Origin of the sequence: Kribbella sp. NBC_01505 (assembly GCF_045040285.1) — a bacterium.
Classification (GTDB): domain Bacteria; phylum Actinomycetota; class Actinomycetes; order Propionibacteriales; family Kribbellaceae; genus Kribbella.
On record NZ_CP109425.1, the window covers coordinates 3,511,590 to 3,532,210 of the forward strand.

General features: G+C 67.5%; 19 protein-coding genes. 16 read left to right on the forward strand and 3 right to left on the reverse strand.

The features are described from left to right. Positions 1–35: 35 nt before the first annotated feature. Entirely contained in the window at positions 36–1,016 is a 981-nt protein-coding gene (locus tag OG474_RS16595) for a helix-turn-helix domain-containing protein (protein ID WP_405063192.1), read from the forward strand. Here OG474_RS16595 and OG474_RS16600 read toward each other — a convergent pair. Further along, on the reverse strand, positions 1,013–1,831 hold the full coding sequence (locus OG474_RS16600) for an alpha/beta hydrolase (protein ID WP_405063193.1): 819 nt from the start codon (positions 1,829–1,831) through the stop codon (positions 1,013–1,015). The two genes, OG474_RS16595 and OG474_RS16600, sit on opposite strands and share 4 nt — an antisense overlap. Before the next feature lie 65 nt (positions 1,832–1,896). Between OG474_RS16600 and OG474_RS16605 the strand changes: the two genes are divergently transcribed. Both OG474_RS16605 and OG474_RS16610 read left to right on the forward strand, forming a co-directional pair. Then, positions 1,897–2,475 (forward strand): TetR-like C-terminal domain-containing protein, encoded by a 579-nt coding sequence (locus tag OG474_RS16605; RefSeq protein ID WP_405063194.1) that lies wholly within the window; start codon positions 1,897–1,899, stop codon positions 2,473–2,475. Then, a complete protein-coding gene (locus tag OG474_RS16610; protein ID WP_405063195.1) occupies positions 2,468–3,859 on the forward strand; it encodes an amidase in 1,392 nt (463 codons plus the stop codon). Before OG474_RS16605 ends, OG474_RS16610 begins: the two co-directional genes overlap by 8 nt. Here the strand turns inward: OG474_RS16610 and OG474_RS16615 are convergent, their stop codons facing one another. Continuing rightward, entirely contained in the window at positions 3,860–7,459 is a 3,600-nt protein-coding gene (locus OG474_RS16615; RefSeq protein WP_405063196.1) for a S8 family serine peptidase, read from the reverse strand. A 151-nt stretch (positions 7,460–7,610) separates the two neighbouring features. Between OG474_RS16615 and OG474_RS16620 the strand changes: the two genes are divergently transcribed. From OG474_RS16620 to OG474_RS16650, 7 genes are all read left to right on the forward strand, one after another. After that, a complete protein-coding gene (locus OG474_RS16620; protein ID WP_405063197.1) occupies positions 7,611–8,387 on the forward strand; it encodes a PrsW family intramembrane metalloprotease in 777 nt (258 codons plus the stop codon). Between the two features lie 205 nt (positions 8,388–8,592). Beyond that, positions 8,593–9,216 carry a transcriptional regulator gene (locus OG474_RS16625; protein WP_405063198.1) on the forward strand — a complete coding sequence of 208 codons (624 nt, stop codon included), beginning with the start codon at positions 8,593–8,595 and terminating at the stop codon, positions 9,214–9,216. Next, the gene (locus OG474_RS16630; protein ID WP_405063199.1) at positions 9,200–10,321 is read left to right on the forward strand and encodes an aminotransferase class I/II-fold pyridoxal phosphate-dependent enzyme; all 1,122 of its coding nucleotides are present in this window, start codon (positions 9,200–9,202) and stop codon (positions 10,319–10,321) included. Before OG474_RS16625 ends, OG474_RS16630 begins: the two co-directional genes overlap by 17 nt. Beyond that, complete coding sequence (locus OG474_RS16635; RefSeq protein WP_405063200.1) at positions 10,318–11,217, forward strand: ornithine cyclodeaminase family protein; 900 nt, start codon at positions 10,318–10,320, stop codon at positions 11,215–11,217. Before OG474_RS16630 ends, OG474_RS16635 begins: the two co-directional genes overlap by 4 nt. A 211-nt stretch (positions 11,218–11,428) precedes the next feature. Further along, positions 11,429–12,691 carry an extracellular solute-binding protein gene (locus tag OG474_RS16640; RefSeq protein ID WP_405063201.1) on the forward strand — a complete coding sequence of 421 codons (1,263 nt, stop codon included), beginning with the start codon at positions 11,429–11,431 and terminating at the stop codon, positions 12,689–12,691. Between the two features lie 4 nt (positions 12,692–12,695). After that, complete coding sequence (locus OG474_RS16645; RefSeq protein ID WP_405063202.1) at positions 12,696–13,655, forward strand: carbohydrate ABC transporter permease; 960 nt, start codon at positions 12,696–12,698, stop codon at positions 13,653–13,655. Then, positions 13,652–14,476 carry a carbohydrate ABC transporter permease gene (locus OG474_RS16650; protein WP_405063203.1) on the forward strand — a complete coding sequence of 275 codons (825 nt, stop codon included), beginning with the start codon at positions 13,652–13,654 and terminating at the stop codon, positions 14,474–14,476. Before OG474_RS16645 ends, OG474_RS16650 begins: the two co-directional genes overlap by 4 nt. 4 nt (positions 14,477–14,480) lie before the next feature. Here the strand turns inward: OG474_RS16650 and OG474_RS16655 are convergent, their stop codons facing one another. Further along, on the reverse strand, positions 14,481–15,182 hold the full coding sequence (locus OG474_RS16655; RefSeq protein WP_405063204.1) for a GntR family transcriptional regulator: 702 nt from the start codon (positions 15,180–15,182) through the stop codon (positions 14,481–14,483). A 150-nt stretch (positions 15,183–15,332) separates the two neighbouring features. Between OG474_RS16655 and OG474_RS16660 the strand changes: the two genes are divergently transcribed. The 6 genes from OG474_RS16660 (at position 15,333) to OG474_RS16685 (ending at position 20,575) form a co-directional block, all read left to right on the forward strand. Then, entirely contained in the window at positions 15,333–16,265 is a 933-nt protein-coding gene (locus tag OG474_RS16660; RefSeq protein WP_405063205.1) for a glycoside hydrolase family 16 protein, read from the forward strand. A gap of 339 nt (positions 16,266–16,604) precedes the next feature. Continuing rightward, a complete protein-coding gene (locus tag OG474_RS16665) occupies positions 16,605–17,102 on the forward strand; it encodes a SigE family RNA polymerase sigma factor (RefSeq protein WP_405063206.1) in 498 nt (165 codons plus the stop codon). Next, on the forward strand, positions 17,099–17,719 hold the full coding sequence (locus OG474_RS16670) for a hypothetical protein (protein WP_405063207.1): 621 nt from the start codon (positions 17,099–17,101) through the stop codon (positions 17,717–17,719). Before OG474_RS16665 ends, OG474_RS16670 begins: the two co-directional genes overlap by 4 nt. A gap of 111 nt (positions 17,720–17,830) precedes the next feature. Then, entirely contained in the window at positions 17,831–18,955 is a 1,125-nt protein-coding gene (locus tag OG474_RS16675) for an endonuclease (protein ID WP_405063208.1), read from the forward strand. A 22-nt stretch (positions 18,956–18,977) separates the two neighbouring features. Next, entirely contained in the window at positions 18,978–19,457 is a 480-nt protein-coding gene (locus OG474_RS16680; protein WP_405063209.1) for a hypothetical protein, read from the forward strand. Between the two features lie 71 nt (positions 19,458–19,528). After that, positions 19,529–20,575, forward strand: a complete 1,047-nt coding sequence (locus OG474_RS16685) for a hypothetical protein (RefSeq protein WP_405063210.1) — start codon at positions 19,529–19,531, stop codon at positions 20,573–20,575. The last annotated feature ends 46 nt before the right edge of the window (positions 20,576–20,621 follow it).

Genomic DNA, 20,621 nt, shown 5'->3' on the forward strand with positions numbered 1-20,621 from the left:
GCCGGACTGGTTAGCTGGGGCCGGGAGGTGAATCGATGCAGGACGGCTTGTTGCTCGACGCGCGGGAAGAACGCGCCTATCGGCTGCTGGTCGGCTTGTCGGCCGCGCGCTCCGCCGAGCTGGCGGAGGTGGCCGAGCTGCCGGCCCATGAGGCCGACGAGTTGCTGCAGCGGTTGCAGGCGAAGGGTCTGGTCGCGGTCAGCCAGTCCGCCGACGAGCCGGTGTTCCGGGCACTACCTCCGGACGTGGCACTCGGTACGACGCTCCTGCGGCGTCAGGAGTCACTCGAAGCGGCCCGCAAGACGGTGGCGCTGTTGAGCGAGGAGTTCCGCGCCAGTGCGAGTCGTCGCGACGCACATCACCTGGTCGAGGTGGTCGTTGGGGCAGCGGCACTGCGCGAACGTCTCCGCGATCTGCAGGAATCTGCCCGCGAAGAGATCCTCTGGTTCTGCCGAGCGAACCCACTGGCCATGCCGGGCGCCGAGAACACCGAGGAGTACGGCGCTCTGTCCAGAGGCGTCCGGTATCGCGCCATCTACGAACGCGCGCTGCTTGAGACCCCCGGTGAGCTCGACACCATCGCCGAAGGCATCAGCTGGGGTGAGGAGGCCAGGACACTCCCCACACTGCCGGTCCGGCTCGCCATCGTGGACCGGGCGACCGCAGTCTGCCCGCTGGTCCGTGACGACGAGCTAGGCATCGGCGAACCCACCGCAGCGATCATCAACCGCGGTCAGCTGCTCGACGCCGTACTGGCGCTCTTCGAGAGCCACTGGGAGATGGCAACCCCAGTGACCATGCACTCCACCCAGCAGCCGGCCACTGAGGTCCTCGACGACCACGAACGCTTCCTGCTCTCGCTACTGGTGGCCGGCGTCCCCGACAAGTCGATCGCCTCCCAGCTCGGCATCAGCCGCCGTACGGTCCAGCGGCGTCTGGACCGCCTGATGGTCCTCGCCGGTGTGGACACTCGCACCGGTCTGGCTTACCAAGCCGCGAAGCGGGACTGGATCTAGTACAGGTGCCGCAGCCCCGCGGTGATCACTGCGGGTACGGCGGAGTAGTGGTTCTCACCCGGGAAGATGCGGCTGGTGAGTCGGAGGTCCGGGTGATCGCGTAGCCGGAGCGTCTGGGTCAACCGCGTCATCGAGCCGAGGATGTCGCCCGACGCTGTGAACGGATCGGTCATCTCCGCCTCGCCCGCGCCGAGGAACACGTCGCCGGCCAGTGCCGAGCCCTCTTGCTCGAGCTCGAACAGATGGTCCGCGCAGCCGCTGGCCGCCGGACTGCCGATCAGGTACTTGGCGAACGCAGTGTTCCTGGTCAGCAGGGCATAGATGGCGAAGTAGCCACCAGCCGAGTCGCCGAGCAGACCATGGTCGGTTTCGTCGAAGCGGAACTCGTTCGCCAGCTGTGGGCGGAGCTCGTCGGCCAGGAAGGCGAGAAACCGTTCCGCACCGCCTCCGGCGTTCAGAAACTCTGCCGGCACCTGCGCGTACTGTGCGCCGACGCCGGCATTGAGCCACCTCTCACGCGAGTAGAACTCGTACGCGCGCCGCCGACTGAACTCCATCGCGTCAGTGCTCGCCGGAGCGCCGATACCCACGACGATCGCCTCGGCCGTCTGTCCGCTCGCGGTGAGTAGCGCCAGCGTGCCGACAGTGAGTGAGAAGGTCAGTGACGCGTCCGTGGCCCACAGGACCGGGTAGCTGCGGCCGGATCCGTCGTACGACGGCGGTAGGGCGATCTGCACCTCGTGCGACCAGTCGAAGGCGGGGCTCCGCACTGTGCGCGGCGGCAGGACGGTGTAGGTGTGCGCCGAGGTAGCCATGCGGTCCCTTCCGAATTAAGCTCCAACTTGGAGCGATACTCTAGAACGGTCGGAGGAAGAACGCCATGGCTGGACGTCCACGCGATGCCGGTCTCGAGCTGCGGTTGCTGGCGGCCGCCTGGGCACTGCTGACCCAGGAGGGCTACGAGCCGCTCACGCTGTCGCGCGTCGCGGCTGATGCGCGGGCCCAGCGGACAGACCTGCGGCGGCGCTGGCCGAGCAAGGCACAGCTCGTGACGGCCGCGCTGGCCGAACACCTGCCGCCGGTCCCGCAGATCGACACCGGCACCTTGTACGGCGACCTGCGCGCCGGACTCGACGCTCTGGCGACCGCGTGGTCCGCGCCGTGGATGGACGGCTTGACGGGTCTGCTGGCCGACCTGCACCGCGATCCCGCCGCCGAGACGGCCTTCCGCGCGATGGCCGAGCGCCGGGGCGAACCGGTACGGGCAGCGATCGGCCGGGCCGTCGAGCGCGGGGAGGTCGCGACGGGCGCGAACCGGGTTCTGGCCGGCGACCTGTTGGAGGGGCCGCTGATGCACCGGCGGCTGATTGCGCGGCAACCGATCACGCCCGACGAACTCGACGCGATCGCCTCCTGGACCCATCGATTCCTCACCGAGAAGGCGGCCGCCGATGCCTGAACTGCACGATCTGTCCGCTGCACAGCAGTTGAACGCGTTGCGTGCCCGCGAGATCTCGTCTCGCGACCTGACCCAGCACTACCTGGATCGGATCGATCGACTCGACGCCGAGCTCGGAGCGTTCGTCACCGTGGTGCCGGAGTGTGCGCTCGAGGAGGCTGCCCGGGCTGACGAACAGCTGGCCCGAGGTGAGTGGGCACCGCTGACCGGACTGCCGATCGGGTTGAAGGACCTGCACCCCACCGCCGGTCTGCGGACCACCTTCGGGTCTGCGGCTCTCGCCGATCTGGTGCCGGCGGACGATGCCTGGACTGTCGGGCTGATTCGGCAGGCCGGTGCGGTGGTGCTCGGTAAGACCAACGCGCCGGAGTTCGGCGCGACCTGCTTCACCGAGAATGACGTGACCCCGCGGCCCGCAGTGACGCCGTACGCGCTGGACCGCTACTCCAGTGGTTCCAGTGGCGGTGCGGCCACCGCGGTGGCCGCCGGGCTGCTGCCTGTGGCGCATGGCAGCGACGGAGCCGGCTCGACGCGGACTCCGGCCGCCACCTGCCACCTCGTCGGTGTGAAACCGAGCCGTGGCTTGGTGAGTCCGGCTCCGGCGACAGGGTTCTTCAGCACAGGCATCGAGGGGCCGATCGCGCGCACCGTGCAGGATGCCGCCGTACTGCTCGATGTGATGGCTCATCCAGCTCCGGGCGACCTGTATGGCTGGTCTCCCGGCCAGAGCTTCGTCAGTGCGATCGAACAGCAGCCGCAGCGGTTGCGGGTCGCCGTGTGGACGGCCACCGGGCTCGACGGTGTGGAGCCGCATCCGGAGTCAGCGCGGGAGGTCCGGCGTACCGCGGATGCTCTGACTCGCCTCGGACATGACGTGCAAGAGATCGACCTGCCCGCACCGTACGACGATGCGGTGCGCCAAGCCGTTGAGCGCTGGTTCGGAATCGCTGTGGCGACAGGCGTTCCGGCTCTGGTTCCAGCTGATCGGCGGGACCTGCTCACGCCGTACACGCGGCATCTGATCGCTGTCGGCCAAGCGTTGTCCGGGGTCGAAGCGATGACAGTGCAGACCGTGCTCGCGCGCTTCGCCGGCCGGTTTCTGGAGGCGATGGCCGACTTCGATGTGGCGCTGACGCCCGCCACGAACGGTCCGGCTGTAAAGCTCGGCCACTATCTGTCGCAAGGCGTCGAATCAGTGGCCGAGCTGATGCTGACCTGGTCCTGCTACACACCTTGGGCGAACCTGACTGGCTCGCCCGCGGTCGCACTGCCGTCCGGTGTGCAACTGGTGGGGCACCGACAGCACGACGCCGAACTGCTGGCGCTGGCCGCACAGATGGAGGCCGCCCGATGCTGGGACGACCTCCATCCGCCGTGCTGGTGACTACTTGATGCCGTACGCCCGGATCACGGTCTGGGTGACCTTGGTTCCGTTCGCGCCAGTCGCTTGGACCTTGAGCGAGACGGTGTTGTGGGCGTTGGCGACGACTGCGACGTACTGGCCGAAGACGCCCACCACGGGGAGCCGCTGCCAGGACTTGCCTTCGTCGTACGACGCCCACGCCTGCAGGCCGGTGGCCTTCGGTGCGTCGAAGCCCAGCACGTGCGTGCGCGGTGCGCGGCCGGTCAGGTCGGTCGGCGCCTTGTAGTTGACCTGCTGCAAGGACAGCGGTGTCGCCTTGTCTTCCGCAGTCTTGGCCGAGCGGAACTCCCAGCTGGTCTGCGTCCGCGTCCCCCAGAGCCATTCACCGTCCGGGTCGTTCCGTTCGGTGCTGAGATCCAGCCGGTACGACGCGTCGCCGCTGCTGGTGATCACGTCCTGCCAGGCGTCGGGCAGCTCGGCGACCGTCGTGCCGTTGCGGGACAGCACCGCAGAGGCTGCAGTGGTCTCACCGATCGTGTAGTGCCCGTCCGCGTCGACGAACGTCGGGATGCGGAGTGAGAGCCGGTCACCGGTCCTCGTGGAGACCACACCCGGCGCAGCGGCCGGCCGGACGACCGGACCGAACCACGTCTCGTTCGACGCGACGCTGCGGTAGCTCTTGGGCTTCTCGGTCATGCCGCTCCGGAGGGGGTTCATGGTGTCCCAGCCGTAGCCGTGGCTCACCCGGTGCTGCCAGAGCGAGTCGCCCGACGTCACCCACTCCTCACGGACCTTCGGTGTCTGCACGAACCGCTGGGAGTCGTTCCAGGAGTAGTCCTGCCACGGCCGCCAGCCGAACCGCTGCTCCTTGACCCAACCGAATCCACCGTTGTCGTTGTAGCGCGTGGTGACGCGTGCGGAGTTCTGCGCGGTCACCCGGTAGGTGATCTTGCTGGGGATCGATCCGGTCGACACCTGCTGCACGTCGTACAGATAGGGACTCGACGTGGTCAGCGTGACGTCGATGGACGCGCGGGCGCGCTTGGCGCGATCGAGGAGCTTCTGCCCGTTTCCATCGGTGGTCACCATCGCGGGGATGGGCTCACGGTCTCCTGCCGGCCGCCACACTGTCCAGGCGCCTTCTCCTGGCGGACGGACCAGGACGATCGCGGCGACGCCGGCAGCAGCCGCTGCTGCGATCTGCTCCTTCTCGCTGATGTCGTCCCGGGTGCGCTCGACGAGCAGTGCGCCCTTGGTGGCCTTGAGCGTCAGCGGGAAGTGCCGCTTGCCTTCGTACGACGGCGACTGATGCAGCAGGTTGATGTCGAGGTCGGGCATCGAGGTCTGGACCATCGGTGCGACGAGCTGCCAGCGCGACGAGAACTCGAACTTGCCGTCCTTGACCGGCTTGGTCGGGGTCACGTTCACCTGCTGCACCGTGCTGAAGTGCATCACTCCGTGGCTGATCGAGCGGCCGTTCGGGTACTCGCGGTGCACGTAGTAGCTGAGGATCGACTGCTGCTCGGACGGCTTCGGTGTCTGGATGGTGATCGGCACCGCCTTCCGGGCGTCGACCACGATCTCGGTGTCCTTGGTGACCTCGATGTTCGGGTCGGTGAAGAGGTTGACCTGCTCGTGCTCCGGGTTGTAGTCCTCCACCAGCGAGTGCAGCAGGTACGTCCCCTCCTCCACCTCGGCCACGCGGCTCTGGCCGTTGTCGAGCCAGGTGAGTACGTCGGAGCGGGAGTTGCTGCCGTACAGCGAGATGACTGGCGCTCCGGCCGGCTTTCCGTCCGGTCCGACCGCTCGCAACGTCACCTTGTGCTTCGCGCCTTGCCGGAACGCTCCGATGGCGGTGTGCGTGACCACGCCACCAGGGCCGGTCGCGACGATCCAGCCACTGTGCAGACCGCGCTCCAGCTTCGCTGCGTTCAGTGCCAGCGGTACGTCGACCGTGCCGTGGGCAGGAACAGTCACAGTGGCCGGTGCGCCGAACGCGTCGGTCTCGGCCTTGCCGTTGTCCGTGTTGGTGACTCCGACGGACAGGTTCAGAGTGATCGGTGCAGAGCCGTCGTTCCGGTAGGTGATGACGCGGTTGCTCGAACCCGTCGTGCTCTGCAGACCGAAGTCGGCCACACCGCTCGCGAACACCTGCTGGGCAGTCGCACGTGTCAGATCGACCCGACCGGCGCCCTGCTGGTAGACGGTCTGGTTCGACTGCGTCTTCGCAGTACTGACCAGCGCGTTCTTGAGCTGGTCGGCCTTCCAGTCCGGGTGCTGCTGGGCAAGCAGTGCGGCGGCTCCGGCCACATGCGGCGTGGCCATCGACGTACCGGATGCTGCGGTGTAGAGGTTGTCCACCGGGTTGCCCATGGTGGTTCCGGCTGCGCGTGCCGCGACGATCTCCACACCCGGTGCGGTGATCTCCGGCTTCAGTCCGCCGTCTCCGAGCCGCGGTCCGCGGCTGGAGAAGTCGGCCAGCTTGTCAGCGCGGTCGACGGCTCCGACGGTGAGTGCGGAGGCGGCTGCGCCCGGCGTACCGACGGTCTCCTCACTCGGACCTTCGTTGCCAGCAGCAACGACGAACAGCGTGCCGGTGCGGGCGGTGATGTCGTTGACGGCCTCGCTCATTGGATCGGTGCCGTCGGTGGCGTCACCGCCGAGGCTCATGTTGACCACCTTGGCGCCCTTCGCGGCCGCCCACTCCATTCCGGCGATGATCCACGAGTCGTAGCCGATGCCGTCGTCGTTGAGCACCTTGCCGATCAGCAGGTCCGCCTGCGGTGCGACGCCCTTGCGGGTACCGCCTGCGCCCGCACCGGTGCCTGCGATCGTCGCTGCGACGTGTGTGCCGTGACCGAAGTGGTCGACCGGTCCGGTCTCGCTACCGGAGAAGTCCTGCGCCTCCTTGACCTTGCCGGCCAGGTCCGGGTGCTGCGCGTCCACACCGGTGTCCAGTACGGCGACCTGTACGCCGGCGCCCTGGTACCCGGCCTTCCACGCGTCCGGCGCACCGATCTGCGGCACGCTCTTGTCCAGGACCGGACGGACCTTGCCGTCCAGCCAGACCTTGCTGATGCCACCGCTCAGCGCGTGTGCACCGGAGAGTGACTTCCACAGGGACGGCAGCTCGTTCTTGGCCGCTGACACCGCAGCCCCGCCGATCGAGTCCAGTGGCCGGGTGGTCGTCGTACCGGCGAGCGCGGAGGAGCTGCGGGCGCCCCCGGCGTACTTGACGATCAGGGGGAGCTGCTGGGCGGCAGAGTCGCCGTACCCGTCCCGGATCAGCTCGTCCACGTCGAACAGGTCGACGTCGAGGACGCCGGTGGAGACGTACGGGACGGCGTCGCTCGGCAGGACGCGCAGACCGCCGTCAGCCTCGACGGTGTGGAAGGACACGCCTTCGCGGCCCGGTGCGGGCTGGACGCTGGCGGCCTTCTTGCCGTTGCCGGCGTCGGAGACCGAGACGACGTCACCGGTGATGAGCGTGACGGAGGTGGTGGCCGGCTGCGTGCTGTTTGTACGCGGAGGCGGTGCAGCGGCGATGGCCGGGGTCACCGGAACCACGCCGAGGGTCAGAACCGCGGCGACTGCGACCGCGGTGATCCGTGGGGAGCGCATGGGCAGGTCTCCTCGTTCGGAGGGTGAAGTTCAAGGATTGGGGGCAACCCCTTCGGATTGAGTTTGCAATCTCGTCACGGTGCTGCGCCCTGTCCATCACTGCCGTCCCTGCGACATGGCGCAACCACGCCAGCAACGGCACCATTCGGACATGAGTGCGATTGCGGTCCGGAAATGGGCATGGCTGGGGACGCTGCTGGTCGGTGCGGCGCTGTACTTCGCCGTCCTGGCGGTGCTTGCCGACACCAACAATCCGAACCTGTTCCCGACGATGATCCTGCTCGGGGCGCTGGTGGTCCCGCTGACCTTCGTCACGTTCGCAGCGGGCCGGTCCGGGCGCTGGCTGATCGACGGGCCGACACTGGGCGGCTGCCTTCTGTTCGGCGGGGTGGTGGGCGTGGTGGTCGCCGGACTCCTCGAGTACGACGCCATGCGCCGGCTGGGCACGCTGCCGATGCTCGGAGTCGGGCTGATCGAGGAGGCGGCCAAGCTGGTCGTCCCGGCGGTACTGGTGGTGTTCTTCGGCCACCGCTACCGCAGTTCGATCGGACGCGGGATCGTCATCGGAGTCGCAGTCGGCACCGGCTTCGCCGTACTGGAGACGATGGGCTACGCCTTCGTCGCGCTGCTGCAGTCGGGCGGCAACGTAGGCGCCGCCGAGCAGACCCTGTTCGTCCGCGGCCTCCTCGCCCCGGCCGGCCACGCCGCCTGGACCGGCCTGAGCTGCTGGGGCCTCTGGCGCTTCGTCAGCGCCCCCACCGGCCGCCACCTGGCCGGCTTCGTCGGCATGTACGCCCTGGCCGTAGCCCTCCACACCGCCTGGGACGGAATCGGCGGAGTAATCACCTACGCCGTAGTAGGCGCCATCTCCATCGGCCTCCTCCTCTACGGCCTCCGCCAAGCCCAAAAAGCCGACGCCACCCCCTGACCCACCCCTCCGGACGCCCAAAGGTGCGGCGGCTGCGCTTTGGGCGCGGAGGCCAACTTTGGGAACCCACCAACCATTTCGAGGGGCGCTGCGTGGTTGGTGGGTGCACAAAGATGCGGCGTGTGCACAAGGGTGGGTGGGCTGCTCTTTGGGGGCGAGAGGTGAGGGGTGGACTTTGTGTCCAGGGTGGACGTAGTGTCCGGGGGTGACTCCTGAGCAGGTTGCGCCGGTGGGCGAGGTGTTGGCGCGGTTGTTGTCGCCGCATGCGGAGGTGGTGCTGCATGACTGGGTGGCCGACAGGGTCGTGGCGATCTGGAATCCGTTGTCGGGGCGGGAGCCTGGGGATCCGTCGCTGCTGGGTGAGCTCGATGAGCTGAGTGAGAGCGGTCGTGACGCGTACGGGCCGTATCCGAAGGTGCTGCCGGATGGGCGTCGCCTGTCGAGTGTGAGCGCCGTACTGCGGGATGAGGCTGGTACGGCGAAGTACGTGCTGTGCGTGAACGTCGATCGGACTGCGTTCGAGACCGCTAGCCGGCTGCTGGCTGCTTTTGCCGCGCCGGTGTCCGGCCAGCCGCGGGTGTTCTTCGAGCACGACTGGACCGAGAAGCTCAACGAGCACGTGGCCGACTACGTGCGGGAGCGCGGCGTACCGGTTGAGCGGCTGAGGCGAGAAGACCGCCTGGAGCTGCTGAGTCGACTCGACAAAGCCGGAGTGCTCAGCCAGCGCAGGTCGGTGCCGGCGGTGGCCCGTGCGCTGCAGGTGTCGCGGTCGGCGCTCTACCAACTGCTTTCCGAGGCCCGGAAGGAGCCGCATGCCGACCCTGCCTGATTTCCGGCTGGAGACCCACTTCGCGCGCTGGGAGTTCACCGCGCGCTACCACCTGACCGCCTCCGACGCGCAGACGCTCACGATGTCCGAGCTGCTCGCGCTGGCCGACGAAGACGGTCGCGAGCGCTGGGAGTCGCTGGCCCTCGGCTACACCGAGACGCGCGGACTGCCTGCGCTGCGGGAAGCCATCGCGGCGACGTACGAGCAGGTGCAGCCCGACGACGTACTGTGCTTCGCCGGGGCGGAGGAGGGCATCTACCTCGCGATGCACACCCTGCTCGAGCCGACCGACCACCTGGTCGTGCTGACGCCGAACTACCAAGCCGCGGAGACTGTGCCGTCGTCGGTCGCGGAGGTGACCGGAGTCGCGCTGCGGCCCGAGGACGGCTGGGCGCTCGACGTGGACGCGATCGAGCGCGCACTGCGACCGAACACCCGGATGGTCTCGGTCAACTTCCCGAACAACCCCACCGGCGCGGTCCCCACCCCCGAAGCCTGGCAACGACTCGTGGACCTGTGCGCGGCGCGCGGCATCACGTTGTTCTCCGACGAGGTCTACCGCGGTCTCGAGAGCAATCCATTGCCTCAGGCAACAGATCTGTCCGGTACGGCGCTGTCGCTCAACGTCATGTCCAAGGCGTACGGGCTGCCCGGCCTGCGGATCGGCTGGATCGCTTGCCGGGATCGCACTGTCCTGGATCGGCTCGAACGCGCCAAGCACTACACGACGATCTGCAACTCCGCACCGAGTGAGGTGCTAGCGCTGATCGCACTCCGCGCCCGCGACCAGGTGCTCGCGCGGAACCGCGGGATCATCGCGACGAACTTGCCGCTCTTCACCGAGTTCTTCGACCGCTACCCCGACCTGTTCGAGTTCACCGCACCGGATGGCGGCTGCGTGAGCTATCCGCGCTATCTCGGCGCGGATGGTGTCGAGGCGATGTGTGAGGCGCTGGTGCAACAGGCCGGTGTTCTGCTGCTGCCCGCGAGCATCTACAGCTCCACGCTGACCGAAACACCCACTGACCGCTTCCGGGTCGGTCTCGGCCGGCAGAACCCCGGTCCGGCGCTGGCTGCCTGGGCGGACTGGCTGGACGCGCGGTGACGCTGCCGGTCTTCGCACTCGACCACATCACCCAGGCGGCCAAACCCGCAGTCGTATTCGAGGCGGTCCGGTCGGCGTTGATCGCGCATGCAGAAGGCCGTACGTCGGTTCCGGCGCCGATGGTGCTGGAGTTTCCGCAGTACGCCGGGGACACGCATGTGAAGGCCGGTCACGTGGCCGGTACGCCGTACTTCGTGGTGAAGGTGGCGAGCACCTTCGGCTCGGTCAACAACGGACTGATGCTCGTCGTGGATGCGACCAACGGACAGCCGGCCGCAGTGCTTGCAGATGAGGGAAAGCTGACGGCATGGCGTACGGCGGCGGCCGGGGCGCTGATCACCGACGCCATGACGCCGGTCGGGGTCGACGAGGTCGCCGTACTGGGCACTGGCGAGCAGGCGCTCCTGCAGGTGCTGTGGTTGCGCGAACTACGACCGCTGCGGCGGGTGAAGGTCTGGGGCCGTCGACCCGAGGCTGTAGAGCGACTGTGCGAGCAACTCCGAGCCGTGGGACTCCAGGCCACACCGGACGGGCTCACCGGAGCGCCGTGCGTGATCACCACGACAGCTGCGCGCGAACCTCTGCCGCTGGAGGCGTTCCAACGAGCTGTGCACATCACCGCGGTTGGGACCGACATGCCGGGCAAGGGCGAGCTCCCGCCCGAGATGTTCGCCGGTGCGTTCGTCGCCACGGACGACCACGCGCAGTGCCTCCATCACGGCGACTTCGGCAACGCCGTCCGCGCCGGTGTGCTGAAGGGTGACGCGGACGTGCCGGTCGGCGGCGTACTGCGGGACCGGCCACCAAGCACAGGCCGCTCGATCGCCGATCTGACCGGTGTCGGAGCGGTCGACGCGGCCGTCGCGGGGGCGATCCTCGCCCAACTGGTTCGTTAATTGGCATCACCAGGTGCGTAAGTGGTCTGCGTTGCACGGGACGCAACCGACAGTGCGCTACTTGAGCGGTTTAGCCGCCTGGGCATGCCAGATCCAGCGCGAACGCGCTCTCACGGAATAGTAACGGACACTTCTGAACTATTGACCAGTCAGTGACGCCTGCGCAATTCTCAGGGCCTCTGCAGGAACAGGTTCATACCAGGGGTGATCCATGAAGTTCCGTTCGCTTGCCGTGGCTGCTGTCGCGGCCCTGTCCCTCACCGCCCTCGCGGCGTGTGGGTCCGGCGACAAGAACGAAGCAAGTTCCGGTCCGAAGACCATCGACGTGTGGCTGATGAAGGGGAGCGTCTCGGACGACTTCCTGAAGCGGTTCACCGATGACTTCGCCGCGAAGCACACCGACGTCAAGCTCAACGTCCAGATCCAGGAATGGAACGGGATCGGCCCGAAGATCATCGGCGCGCTGGCCAGCAAGGACGCGCCGGACGTGATCGAGGTCGGCAACACCCAGGTCGCGCAGTACTCCGCCTCCGGCGGCGTCCGGGACCTGAGCGACAAGAAGACCGACCTGCAGGGCGACGACTGGATCGAAGGTCTGGCCGGCCCCGGCAACTACGAGGGCAAGCAGTACGGCGTCCCGTACTACGCCGCGAACCGGGTCGTGGTCTACCGCAAGGACCTGTTCGCCGCGGCCGGGATCACCACGCCGCCGAAGACCCGCGAGGAGTGGCTGGCCGCGACGGCCAAGCTGAACACCGGCGGTAACCAGGGCATCTACCTGCCCGGCCAGAACTTCTACGTGCTCTCCGGTTTCATCTGGGACGAGGGCGGCGACCTCGCGGTCAAGGACGGCGAGAAGTGGAAGGGCGCGCTGAGCTCGCCCGAGGCGCTCAAGGGCATGGAGTTCTACAAGCAGATCCAGGCGCTCGGCAAGGGTCCGAAGGACTCCGACGAGGCGAAGCCGACCCAGACCGACGTGTTCGCGCAGGGCAAGGTCGCGCAGATGATCGCCGTACCGGGTGCTGCCGAGCTGATCGTCCAGGCGAACCCGGAGCTCAAGGACAAGCTGGGCTTCTTCCCGATCCCGGGCAAGGCCGCCGACAAGCCGGGTGCGGTCTTCACCGGTGGCTCCGACCTGATCGTGCCGGAGGCGTCGGACGCCCCGGACGCGGCCTACACCTTCATCAAGGAGCTGGCCGGCGAGAAGTGGCAGGTCGATCTGGCCAAGTCGATGAAGTACGTCCCGAACCGCAAGGGCCTGGCCGGCCAGGTCACCGGCGACGAGGGCACCAGCGCGATGGCGGCCGGCGCGGCCAACGGCAAGGCGACCCCGAACTCGCCGAACTGGGCAGCGGTCGAGGCCAAGAACCCGATCAAGGAGTACCAGACCAAGGTGCTCACCGGTGGTGACCCGGCCGCGGCGGCCGCAGCGGCCGACGCGATCATCACCGAGGCACTCAACAGCGGAAAGTAACCTCGTGGCTCTCGCTCAAGCCGAGCGCACCGCCCCCGCCGCCCCGGCCGAGAAACCCTCGGCCGGGCCCCGGCGGGGGCGCCCGCGTGTGCTCCCCTACCTGCTCATCGCGCCGACCGTCGTCGGGATGGCGTACCTGCTGGTCTACCCGCTGATCCGGAACCTGATCATCTCGTTCCAGAAGTTCGGGATCGCCCAGCTGATCCGCGGCGGCGCCGACTTCGTCGGCCTCGACAACTACCAGGCGATCTTCACCGACCAGAAGTTCTGGTCCGTGGTCGCCCGGACCTTCGCGTTCACCGCGATCAACGTCGTCCTGATCATGGTGCTGGCCACCCTGGTCGCGCTGCTGATCGATGCCCTGGGCAAGTGGATGCGCTTCCTCGTGATGGGCGGCCTGGTGCTGGCCTGGGCGATTCCGGTGCTGGCGGCAACGACCGTGTTCCAGTGGTTGTTCCAGTCCCAGCTCGGGGTCGTGAACTGGGTGCTGGTCCAGCTCGGCTTCACCCAGTACGACGGCTACGCGTGGTTCGCGGACGGTACGTCGACGTTCGCGATCATCGTGATCATGATCGTCTGGCAGTCGGTGCCGTTCGCGGCGCTCACCCTGTACGCGGCGATCACCACGGTGCCGAAGGAGATCTACGAGTCGGCGTCGATGGACGGCGCCGGTCCGATCCGGATGTTCGGCCTGATCACGTTCCCGATCCTGCGGCCGATGTTCGGGCTGATCCTGTGCCTGGAGGTGATCTGGGTCTTCAAGAGCTTCGTGCAGATCTGGGTGATCAGCCAGGGCGGACCGGGTGACGCCACGCTGACGCTGCCGGTCTACGCCTACCAGATCGCACAGTCGCTGAACCGGTACGACCTCGGTGCCGCGATCTCGATGGTGACCGTGCTGCTGCTGACCGTCGTACTGCTCGCCTACTTCCGGCAGCTGTTCAAGGAAGAGGGCGAACTGTGAAGCCGAAGCGGATAGTCCTCAACGTCGTCGCGCTGGGAGTCTTCGCGTTCGCGGTCTTCCCGGTCTACTGGATGATCCTGACGGCCTTCAAGCCGACCAAGGACATCCAGGCCGAGACGCCGTCGTTCTTCCCGACGAACGTCACCTTGAGCCACTTCAGTACGGCGGTCCACGCCGACGGCTTCTGGCTGTTCTGGCGGAACTCGGCGTTCGTCGCGGTCTCCGGCGTACTGCTCGCCCTGATCGTCGCGTGTCTGGCGGCGTACTCGGTCGCCCGGCTGAAGTGGAAGGGCCGGCAGGCGTTCATCGTGATGGTGTTCGTCGCGCAGATGACGCCGTGGGAGGCGTTGCTGATCCCGATGTACGTGATCGCGCGGGACACCGACATGCTGGACAAGCTGCCGATGCTGACGCTGATCTACTTCATGATGACGCTGCCGTTCACGATCGTGACACTGCGCGGATTCCTGAACGCGATTCCGCCCGACCTCGAGGAGGCGGCGCAGGTCGACGGGTGCAACCAGTTCCAGGCGTTCCGGCGGATCGTGTTCCCGCTGCTCGCGCCCGGGCTGCTGTCCACGTCCTTGTTCGGTTTCATCACCGCGTGGAACGAGTTCGCGTTCGCGAACCTGTTGATCATCAAGGAGCAGAACCAGCGCACGCTGCCGGTCTGGCTCTCGTCGTTCAGCAACACCTTCGGCACCGACTGGGGCGCGACGATGGCCGCGGCCACGCTGTTCATGCTCCCGGTCCTGCTGATCTTCCTGGTCCTCCAGGGCCGCGTCACCTCGGGTGTCGCCGCCGGAGCAGTGAAGGGCTAACCAGCTAGTCGAACGTCAGCCGCGTCGTGATCCGGTACCGGTCTCCGCGATAGATGGAGCGCGTGTACTCGATCACCGCGTGGTCGGCGTTCCGCGTGGTGCGCTCGAAGAGCAGCGCCGGTGAATGCAGCGGTACGCCGAGGATCTCGGCCTCCTGTGCATCCGTCACAGTCGGCTCAGCCGTCTGTACGGCGTCCTTCGGGGCAACGGCGTACCGCGTCCGCAGCAGGCCGTAGAGCGAACCCATCTCGAAGTCCCGCCCGGTGATTCCGGTGACGTAGGCCCAGGGGATGCGGATCTTCTCGATGCACATCGGGGCGCCGTCCACGAGCCGCAACCGGACCGCCGTGACCAGCTCGTCGCCGGGTGACATCTCCATCCGCTGACCGAGCCGCGCGCCGGCCGGGCCGACCTCGAAACTCAGCAGCTGACTTGGCCAGGGCGACCCCTCCGCCAGTGGAGCTTGGAAGTCGCCGCTAGGAGTCGGCTCAAGCTCCTGCTGGATCCGGCGCGCGTTGGTGAACGTGCCGCGGCCGTGCTCGCGGGTGACCAGGCCGTCGCGGGCCAGGTCGTCCAGGGCGGCGCGCAACGTCGGCCTGGAGACGCCCAGGGTCTCGCTCAGCATCCGCTCCGAAGGAAGCGGTTCACCCGGGTTCCGCTCCTCGATCAGGCGCAGCAGCTGGTCGCGCGCTTCCGTCCTTCGCATCCCGAAATCTTACCAGTGGTAAACGTCATCCCGCATTTCCGAACCACTCCCGGCGGAATTCTGAGCCTGGATTACGCATTGACTTTACCAATTGGATAGACCACCCTCGGTTGGAGATTGCCCGCCCCGAGAACCGAAGGTGTGAACCCGATGACTCGATCGCGCAAGACCCGCATCACCGCCGCGGCCGTCGTACTGGCCGCCCTCGCCGCCGGTACGGCGACCACCGCGAGTGCCCGCCCCGAGTCGGCCGGCAAGGCGACGGCTTGTGGCGCGTTCTTCGACGACTTCAACTACTCGTCGCGGACCGACCCGAACTTCACCGGTCACGACTGGAGCGTCCGCACCGGCTCCGGCGGCCCCGGGATCCCGAACACGTGGACCGCCGCGAACGTCACGTTCCCGACCGTCGACGGCCAGAAGTCGCTGCAGCTCAAAGCCGCCACGAACGGCACGACCGGCGGTACGACGCAGGCGCAGGTGCAGCAGAACGCCCTGCGCTTCTTCGAGGGCACCTACGCGACCCGGTTCAAGTTCAGCGACACCCCGACCAGCGGCAACGACGGCGACCACGTCAACCAGACCTTCTACACGATCTCCCCGCTCGACTACGACTGGGAGCCGACGTACTCGGAGCTCGACATCTCGGAGTACCTGCCGAACGGCGGCTGGGGTGAGACCGGTCCGGTCAACTTCATCACCAGCTGGAACACCTACCAGGTGGACCCGTTCGACGGCTGGCGCAAGAGCACCGCGCGGAACTTCAGCCACGCCGGCTGGCACACGCTGGTGACCGTGGTCGCGGGCGGGCATGTGAAGTACTACATCGACGGCTCGCTGGCCGCCGACCACACCACCGACGACGCCGGCCACAACGTCTACCCGCGGCGGCCGATGACGCTGAACTACAACCAGTGGTTCATCGATCTCGACGGACATACCGGTGGCACCAGCACGTACGTCCAGTCGGCCGACTGGGTCTACTACGCGAAGAACGAAACTTTGACGCCTGCCCAGATCACCACTCGCGTCAACAACTTCCGGTCCGCCAGTACGACCCACCAGGACACGATCAACTGCTGAGACAGCGACCCGGTCAGCACGTGAGATGGCTGTTTTGCCCATGGACAACCTGTGTCGGACTGAGTACGGTCCGTAAACGGCGTCCGCACCACGCCATGACGGAGGACGCCTCCGTACTTTCGACGGTGAGGTACCGCCCGCCAGTGGCACCTCACTGGTGGATGGGCAAGCAGCCCGCGGTGAGAGCCACGGCCTGATGGGGGCCCACCCACCTAGGTGGGGCGGCGAACGACACTCACTCGTTCACCGCCCCACCGACTCAAACACTCTTGCCCCCAACGCTCGGGCACCCTGGATCGTCTTGGTCTTCGCAAGCTGAACCGAGAGAACGGGTGCGGGATGGCGGACTGGGAACGGGCCTTCGAAGAGTTGCTGGCTGCTCGCGGCGGCGCTCTGCGGGCGTACGCCTATCTGTTGACCGGTGAGTCGGCCGCTGCCGCCGATCTGGTCCAGGACGCGCTGCTGCGGGTCTTCAGCCGGATGCGGGTCGGGAACGACGTCACCGCCCTCGAGGGTTATGTACGGCGCGCCATGCTCAACCAGTTCGTCGACGGACGTCGGCGGGCCGGACTGTGGCGAGCCAAACGGCACCTGCTGGTGCACCCGGCCGAACACCACGACGAGGACCGCCTGCTGACGGACGTCGTACGGCAGGCCCTGGCGACGCTGTCACCCAAGCAGCGGGCCTGCGTGGTGCTCCGGTACTACGAGGACCTCACCGTCCCCGACATCGCGGAACAGCTCGGCTGCGCGCAAGGCACGGTCAAACGCCACCTGTCCGATGCCCACGTGAAGCTCGCCACCCAGCTCGCCGTACCCGAGGAGACGATGAAATGAACGACCTGAAAGAACTGCTCCGCAGTGCCGCCGCCGAGGCCGAGAACGTGAGTGTCGACGGCAGTGCGCTCATCCCGACCATCCGCCGCCGCCGACGCGTCCGTACGGCGGTCGTCGGTGCCGGCGGGGTTGCCGCGGTCACCACACTCGCAGTCGGCGCGTACGCCGTACTGCCAGGTGCCGGTTCGCCGGCCGACGCTCCGGTCAGTGGTGGCGGATCCGTGGCAGGAGTGGATTGCGGTCCGCGGACTCCGCCGACAGCCGGCGACCGTGATCTCCCGATGGACCTGCGGGCGATCCTCCCGAAGACCGGTCAGAACGTATGGTCCGGGGATGTCCAAGTGACGAGCACGAGCGCGTACCAGATCAAGCTGTACAAGGACAAAGCGCCGCAGCGGTACGTACTGATGGAGAAGGGCGGCCAGGCAGTGGTCGGCCGGGGCGAGATCAAACCTCTCGCGGGCAGTACCTCGCGCACGCGGGGTGAAAAGGTCCACTTCACCGCGACGATGACGGTGCAGGGCTGTGGCCCGAAGGCTCTGCCGGCCGGTGTGTACTCGGTCTTCCCGGCGACGGCCGGGTTCGGGTCGGTCGGGGCAATCGTGCAGTTGCGCTGACCCCGTTGGTTTGCCGGATCGTCCGGCAATCTTCAGGGGCTGAGACGTTTCGCCGGACCGGGCGTGCGGGCAAACTGACCTGCGACCGACCCAACCGCCCTGGGAGTCGCTGTGGCCCGCTCGCTCCGCCCGGTCCTGATCCTCACCGCTGTCCTCGCGCTGTTCGGCTTCGGCATCACGCCGTCGACCGCCGCGACCCCGATCACCGTTGCGACGGCGATCGGCCGGCAGGACAGCTCTACCGCTTCAGTCACCGGGTATGTGGTCGGGCAGCCGACCGCTACCAACACGGTGGTCCGCAGCAACTATCCGAGCGACTACGCACTCGCTCTCGCGGACTCCGCGAGCCAGACGAGTACGGGGTCGATGCTGTATGTGCAGATCCCGGCCGCGTTCCGCGCGTCGTACGGGCTGCAGAGCAACCCGAGCCTGCTGGGGAAGCAGATCACGGTCACCGGCACGCTGGCGGCGTACTTCACGCATCCCGGGCTGAAGGACGCGACCGCGTTCACCGGTGGCGGCAGCTCGGATCCGGGTGATCCGCCGGACCCCGGTGACTACTACGCGGCCGCCGCCGGCAAGAGCGGCGCGGCGCTGAAGTCGGCGCTGCACACGATCATCTCGAGCCAGACCAAGCTCACCTACGACCAGGCCTGGAACGCCCTGAAGGACACCGACCAGGACCCGGCGAACAGCAACAACGTCATCCTGATCTACTCCGGCCGCTCGCAGAGCAAGACCACCAACGGCGGCGGCGCCAATGACTGGAACCGTGAACACGTCTGGGCCAAGTCCCACGGCGACTTCGGTACGGCGACCGGTCCCGGCACCGACATCCACCACCTGCGCCCCGAGGACGTCTCGGTCAACTCCGCCCGCGGCAACCTCGACTTCGACAACGGCGGCACCGCCGTCGCCGAATGCCCCGGCTGCACCGCCGACACCGACTCCTTCGCCCCCCGCGCCGCCGTCCGCGGCGACGTCGCCCGGATGATCCTCTACATGGCCGTCCGCTACGACGGCGGCGACGGCTTCGCCAACCTGGAACCCAACAACTCCGTCAACAACGGCAGCGCCCCCGCCATCGGCAAACTCACCGTCCTCAAGGCCTGGGCCGCCGCCGACCCACCCGACGCCTTCGAAAAGCGCCGCAACGAAGTCATCTACACCACCTACCAACACAACCGAAACCCCTTCATCGACCACCCCGAATGGATCCCCTCCATCTGGCCCTGAGCCGAGAGGCAAGCCGTACGGCTTGCCGATCACCGGTCATGCCGGCGTCGATTCGCGCTGTGCCGAATGGCCCCCCGGGCCGTTGATCAAGACCGATGCTGCTGGCAACTACATCAAGTCCTACCTGGCCTCGGACGCGGAGGCGCTGAACTGTTTCGTCAGGTACACCGACCCGTACCCGAGCTTGGGCGCGGGAGCCGATTTCGGGCGCCTCGGTGGGGTGTCGGGGGTCCCGGCCAAGACCTCCGCGAAGGTCGGTACGAACGTCGCCGTCAACGGCTCGGCCGCCGGCCCGCCGAGATTCTGCCCGATCAACCTGCAGCGTCTGTACGGCAAGACCGCGTGGCGGACGGTGAATTCGGCCGGAGTGCGGGTGAGCGGCCGCTACACCCTGACCGCTACTCCTGCCTACCGAGGCAAGATTCCCTACCGCGTCGAATTGCCTGCCTGTAATCAGTTCGTCACGTCGACCAGCAAACCCTTCACGATCACCGGACTCTGAGCTGTGTGCGGTTGCCCACATCCTCCGGCTGAGGTGATTGCCGTGAGCCCCGTTTTCTGGACCATGGCGGTATGAAGACTCGCACCATCCTGACCGCTCTGGGCGTCGTCACCCTGATGGGTACGGCGCTCAGCGCCGTCCCGGCCACCGCAGAGCCGCTGGACCTGCAGGTCCAGTCCGTGACCTTCGACAAGACGAGTGTCTCCGTCTCCGGCCTGAAGACGGCGCCGGTCACCGTGACCCTGAAGGCGACCTACAAGCTCGGCAAGCCGAACCAGCCGATGTACGCGGAGTTCGAAAGCTACGACTCGCAGTTCGCCTCGACGTGGGTGGTCTCCGAGCCGCTCAAGCTGATCGACGGCACCGGCACGGACGGGACCTGGCAGGGCATCGTGAACGTGCCGTCCACCGCGGACGGCAACCTGCGCGCGACCGGTGCGGTCGCGGGTGTTTACACCGGGACGTACAGCGACGGGAAGTACGACTCCGCGCCGATCTGGGGCCCGAAGTTCGCGGTGCAGGGGCTGCACGTCCCGCGGATCACGCGCACGGTCAGTGCGAACCCGGTGCCGTTCGGTAAGCCGTACTCGATCACCTGGAAAATCATCGACACCTCGACCGGAAAGCCGTACGGGACGCGTCTGACGGTGCTCGCGACCAAGGGGCCGAGCTGTCTCGAGGTCAAGGGTTCGCCGGGCGCGGCGCGGACCAATGCCGCCGGCGCGCTCGTCGTCAACTACGCCGCGGCCGACGCCGACCAGCTGAACTGCCTGCTGATTCCGACCACCCAGGCGCCGAGCGAGATCTACGCGCTGGCCCCGAACCGCCCGGGTGTCGTGGCTGCGACGCCGGAGAAGACCAGCGCCAAGGTCGGTACGACGGTCGCCGTCAACGGCAAGGTGTACGGGTTCACCTACGAGTGCACGGTCAACCTGCAGCGGCTGTCGGGGAAGACCCAGTGGCGCACCCAGAGCAGTGCGAAGGTGCGCGTGAACGGCCGCTACACGCTCGCCGCGCCGATCACCGCCAAGGGCGCGGGTACCTTCCGCGTGCAGTTCCCCGCCTGCCACCAGGTCCTGGCCGGCGTGAGCAAGAACTTCACCATCACCGGCGTCTGATTCCGGTACACCCTCTTCGCCTCATCGCGCAGGACTTCGGCCTGCG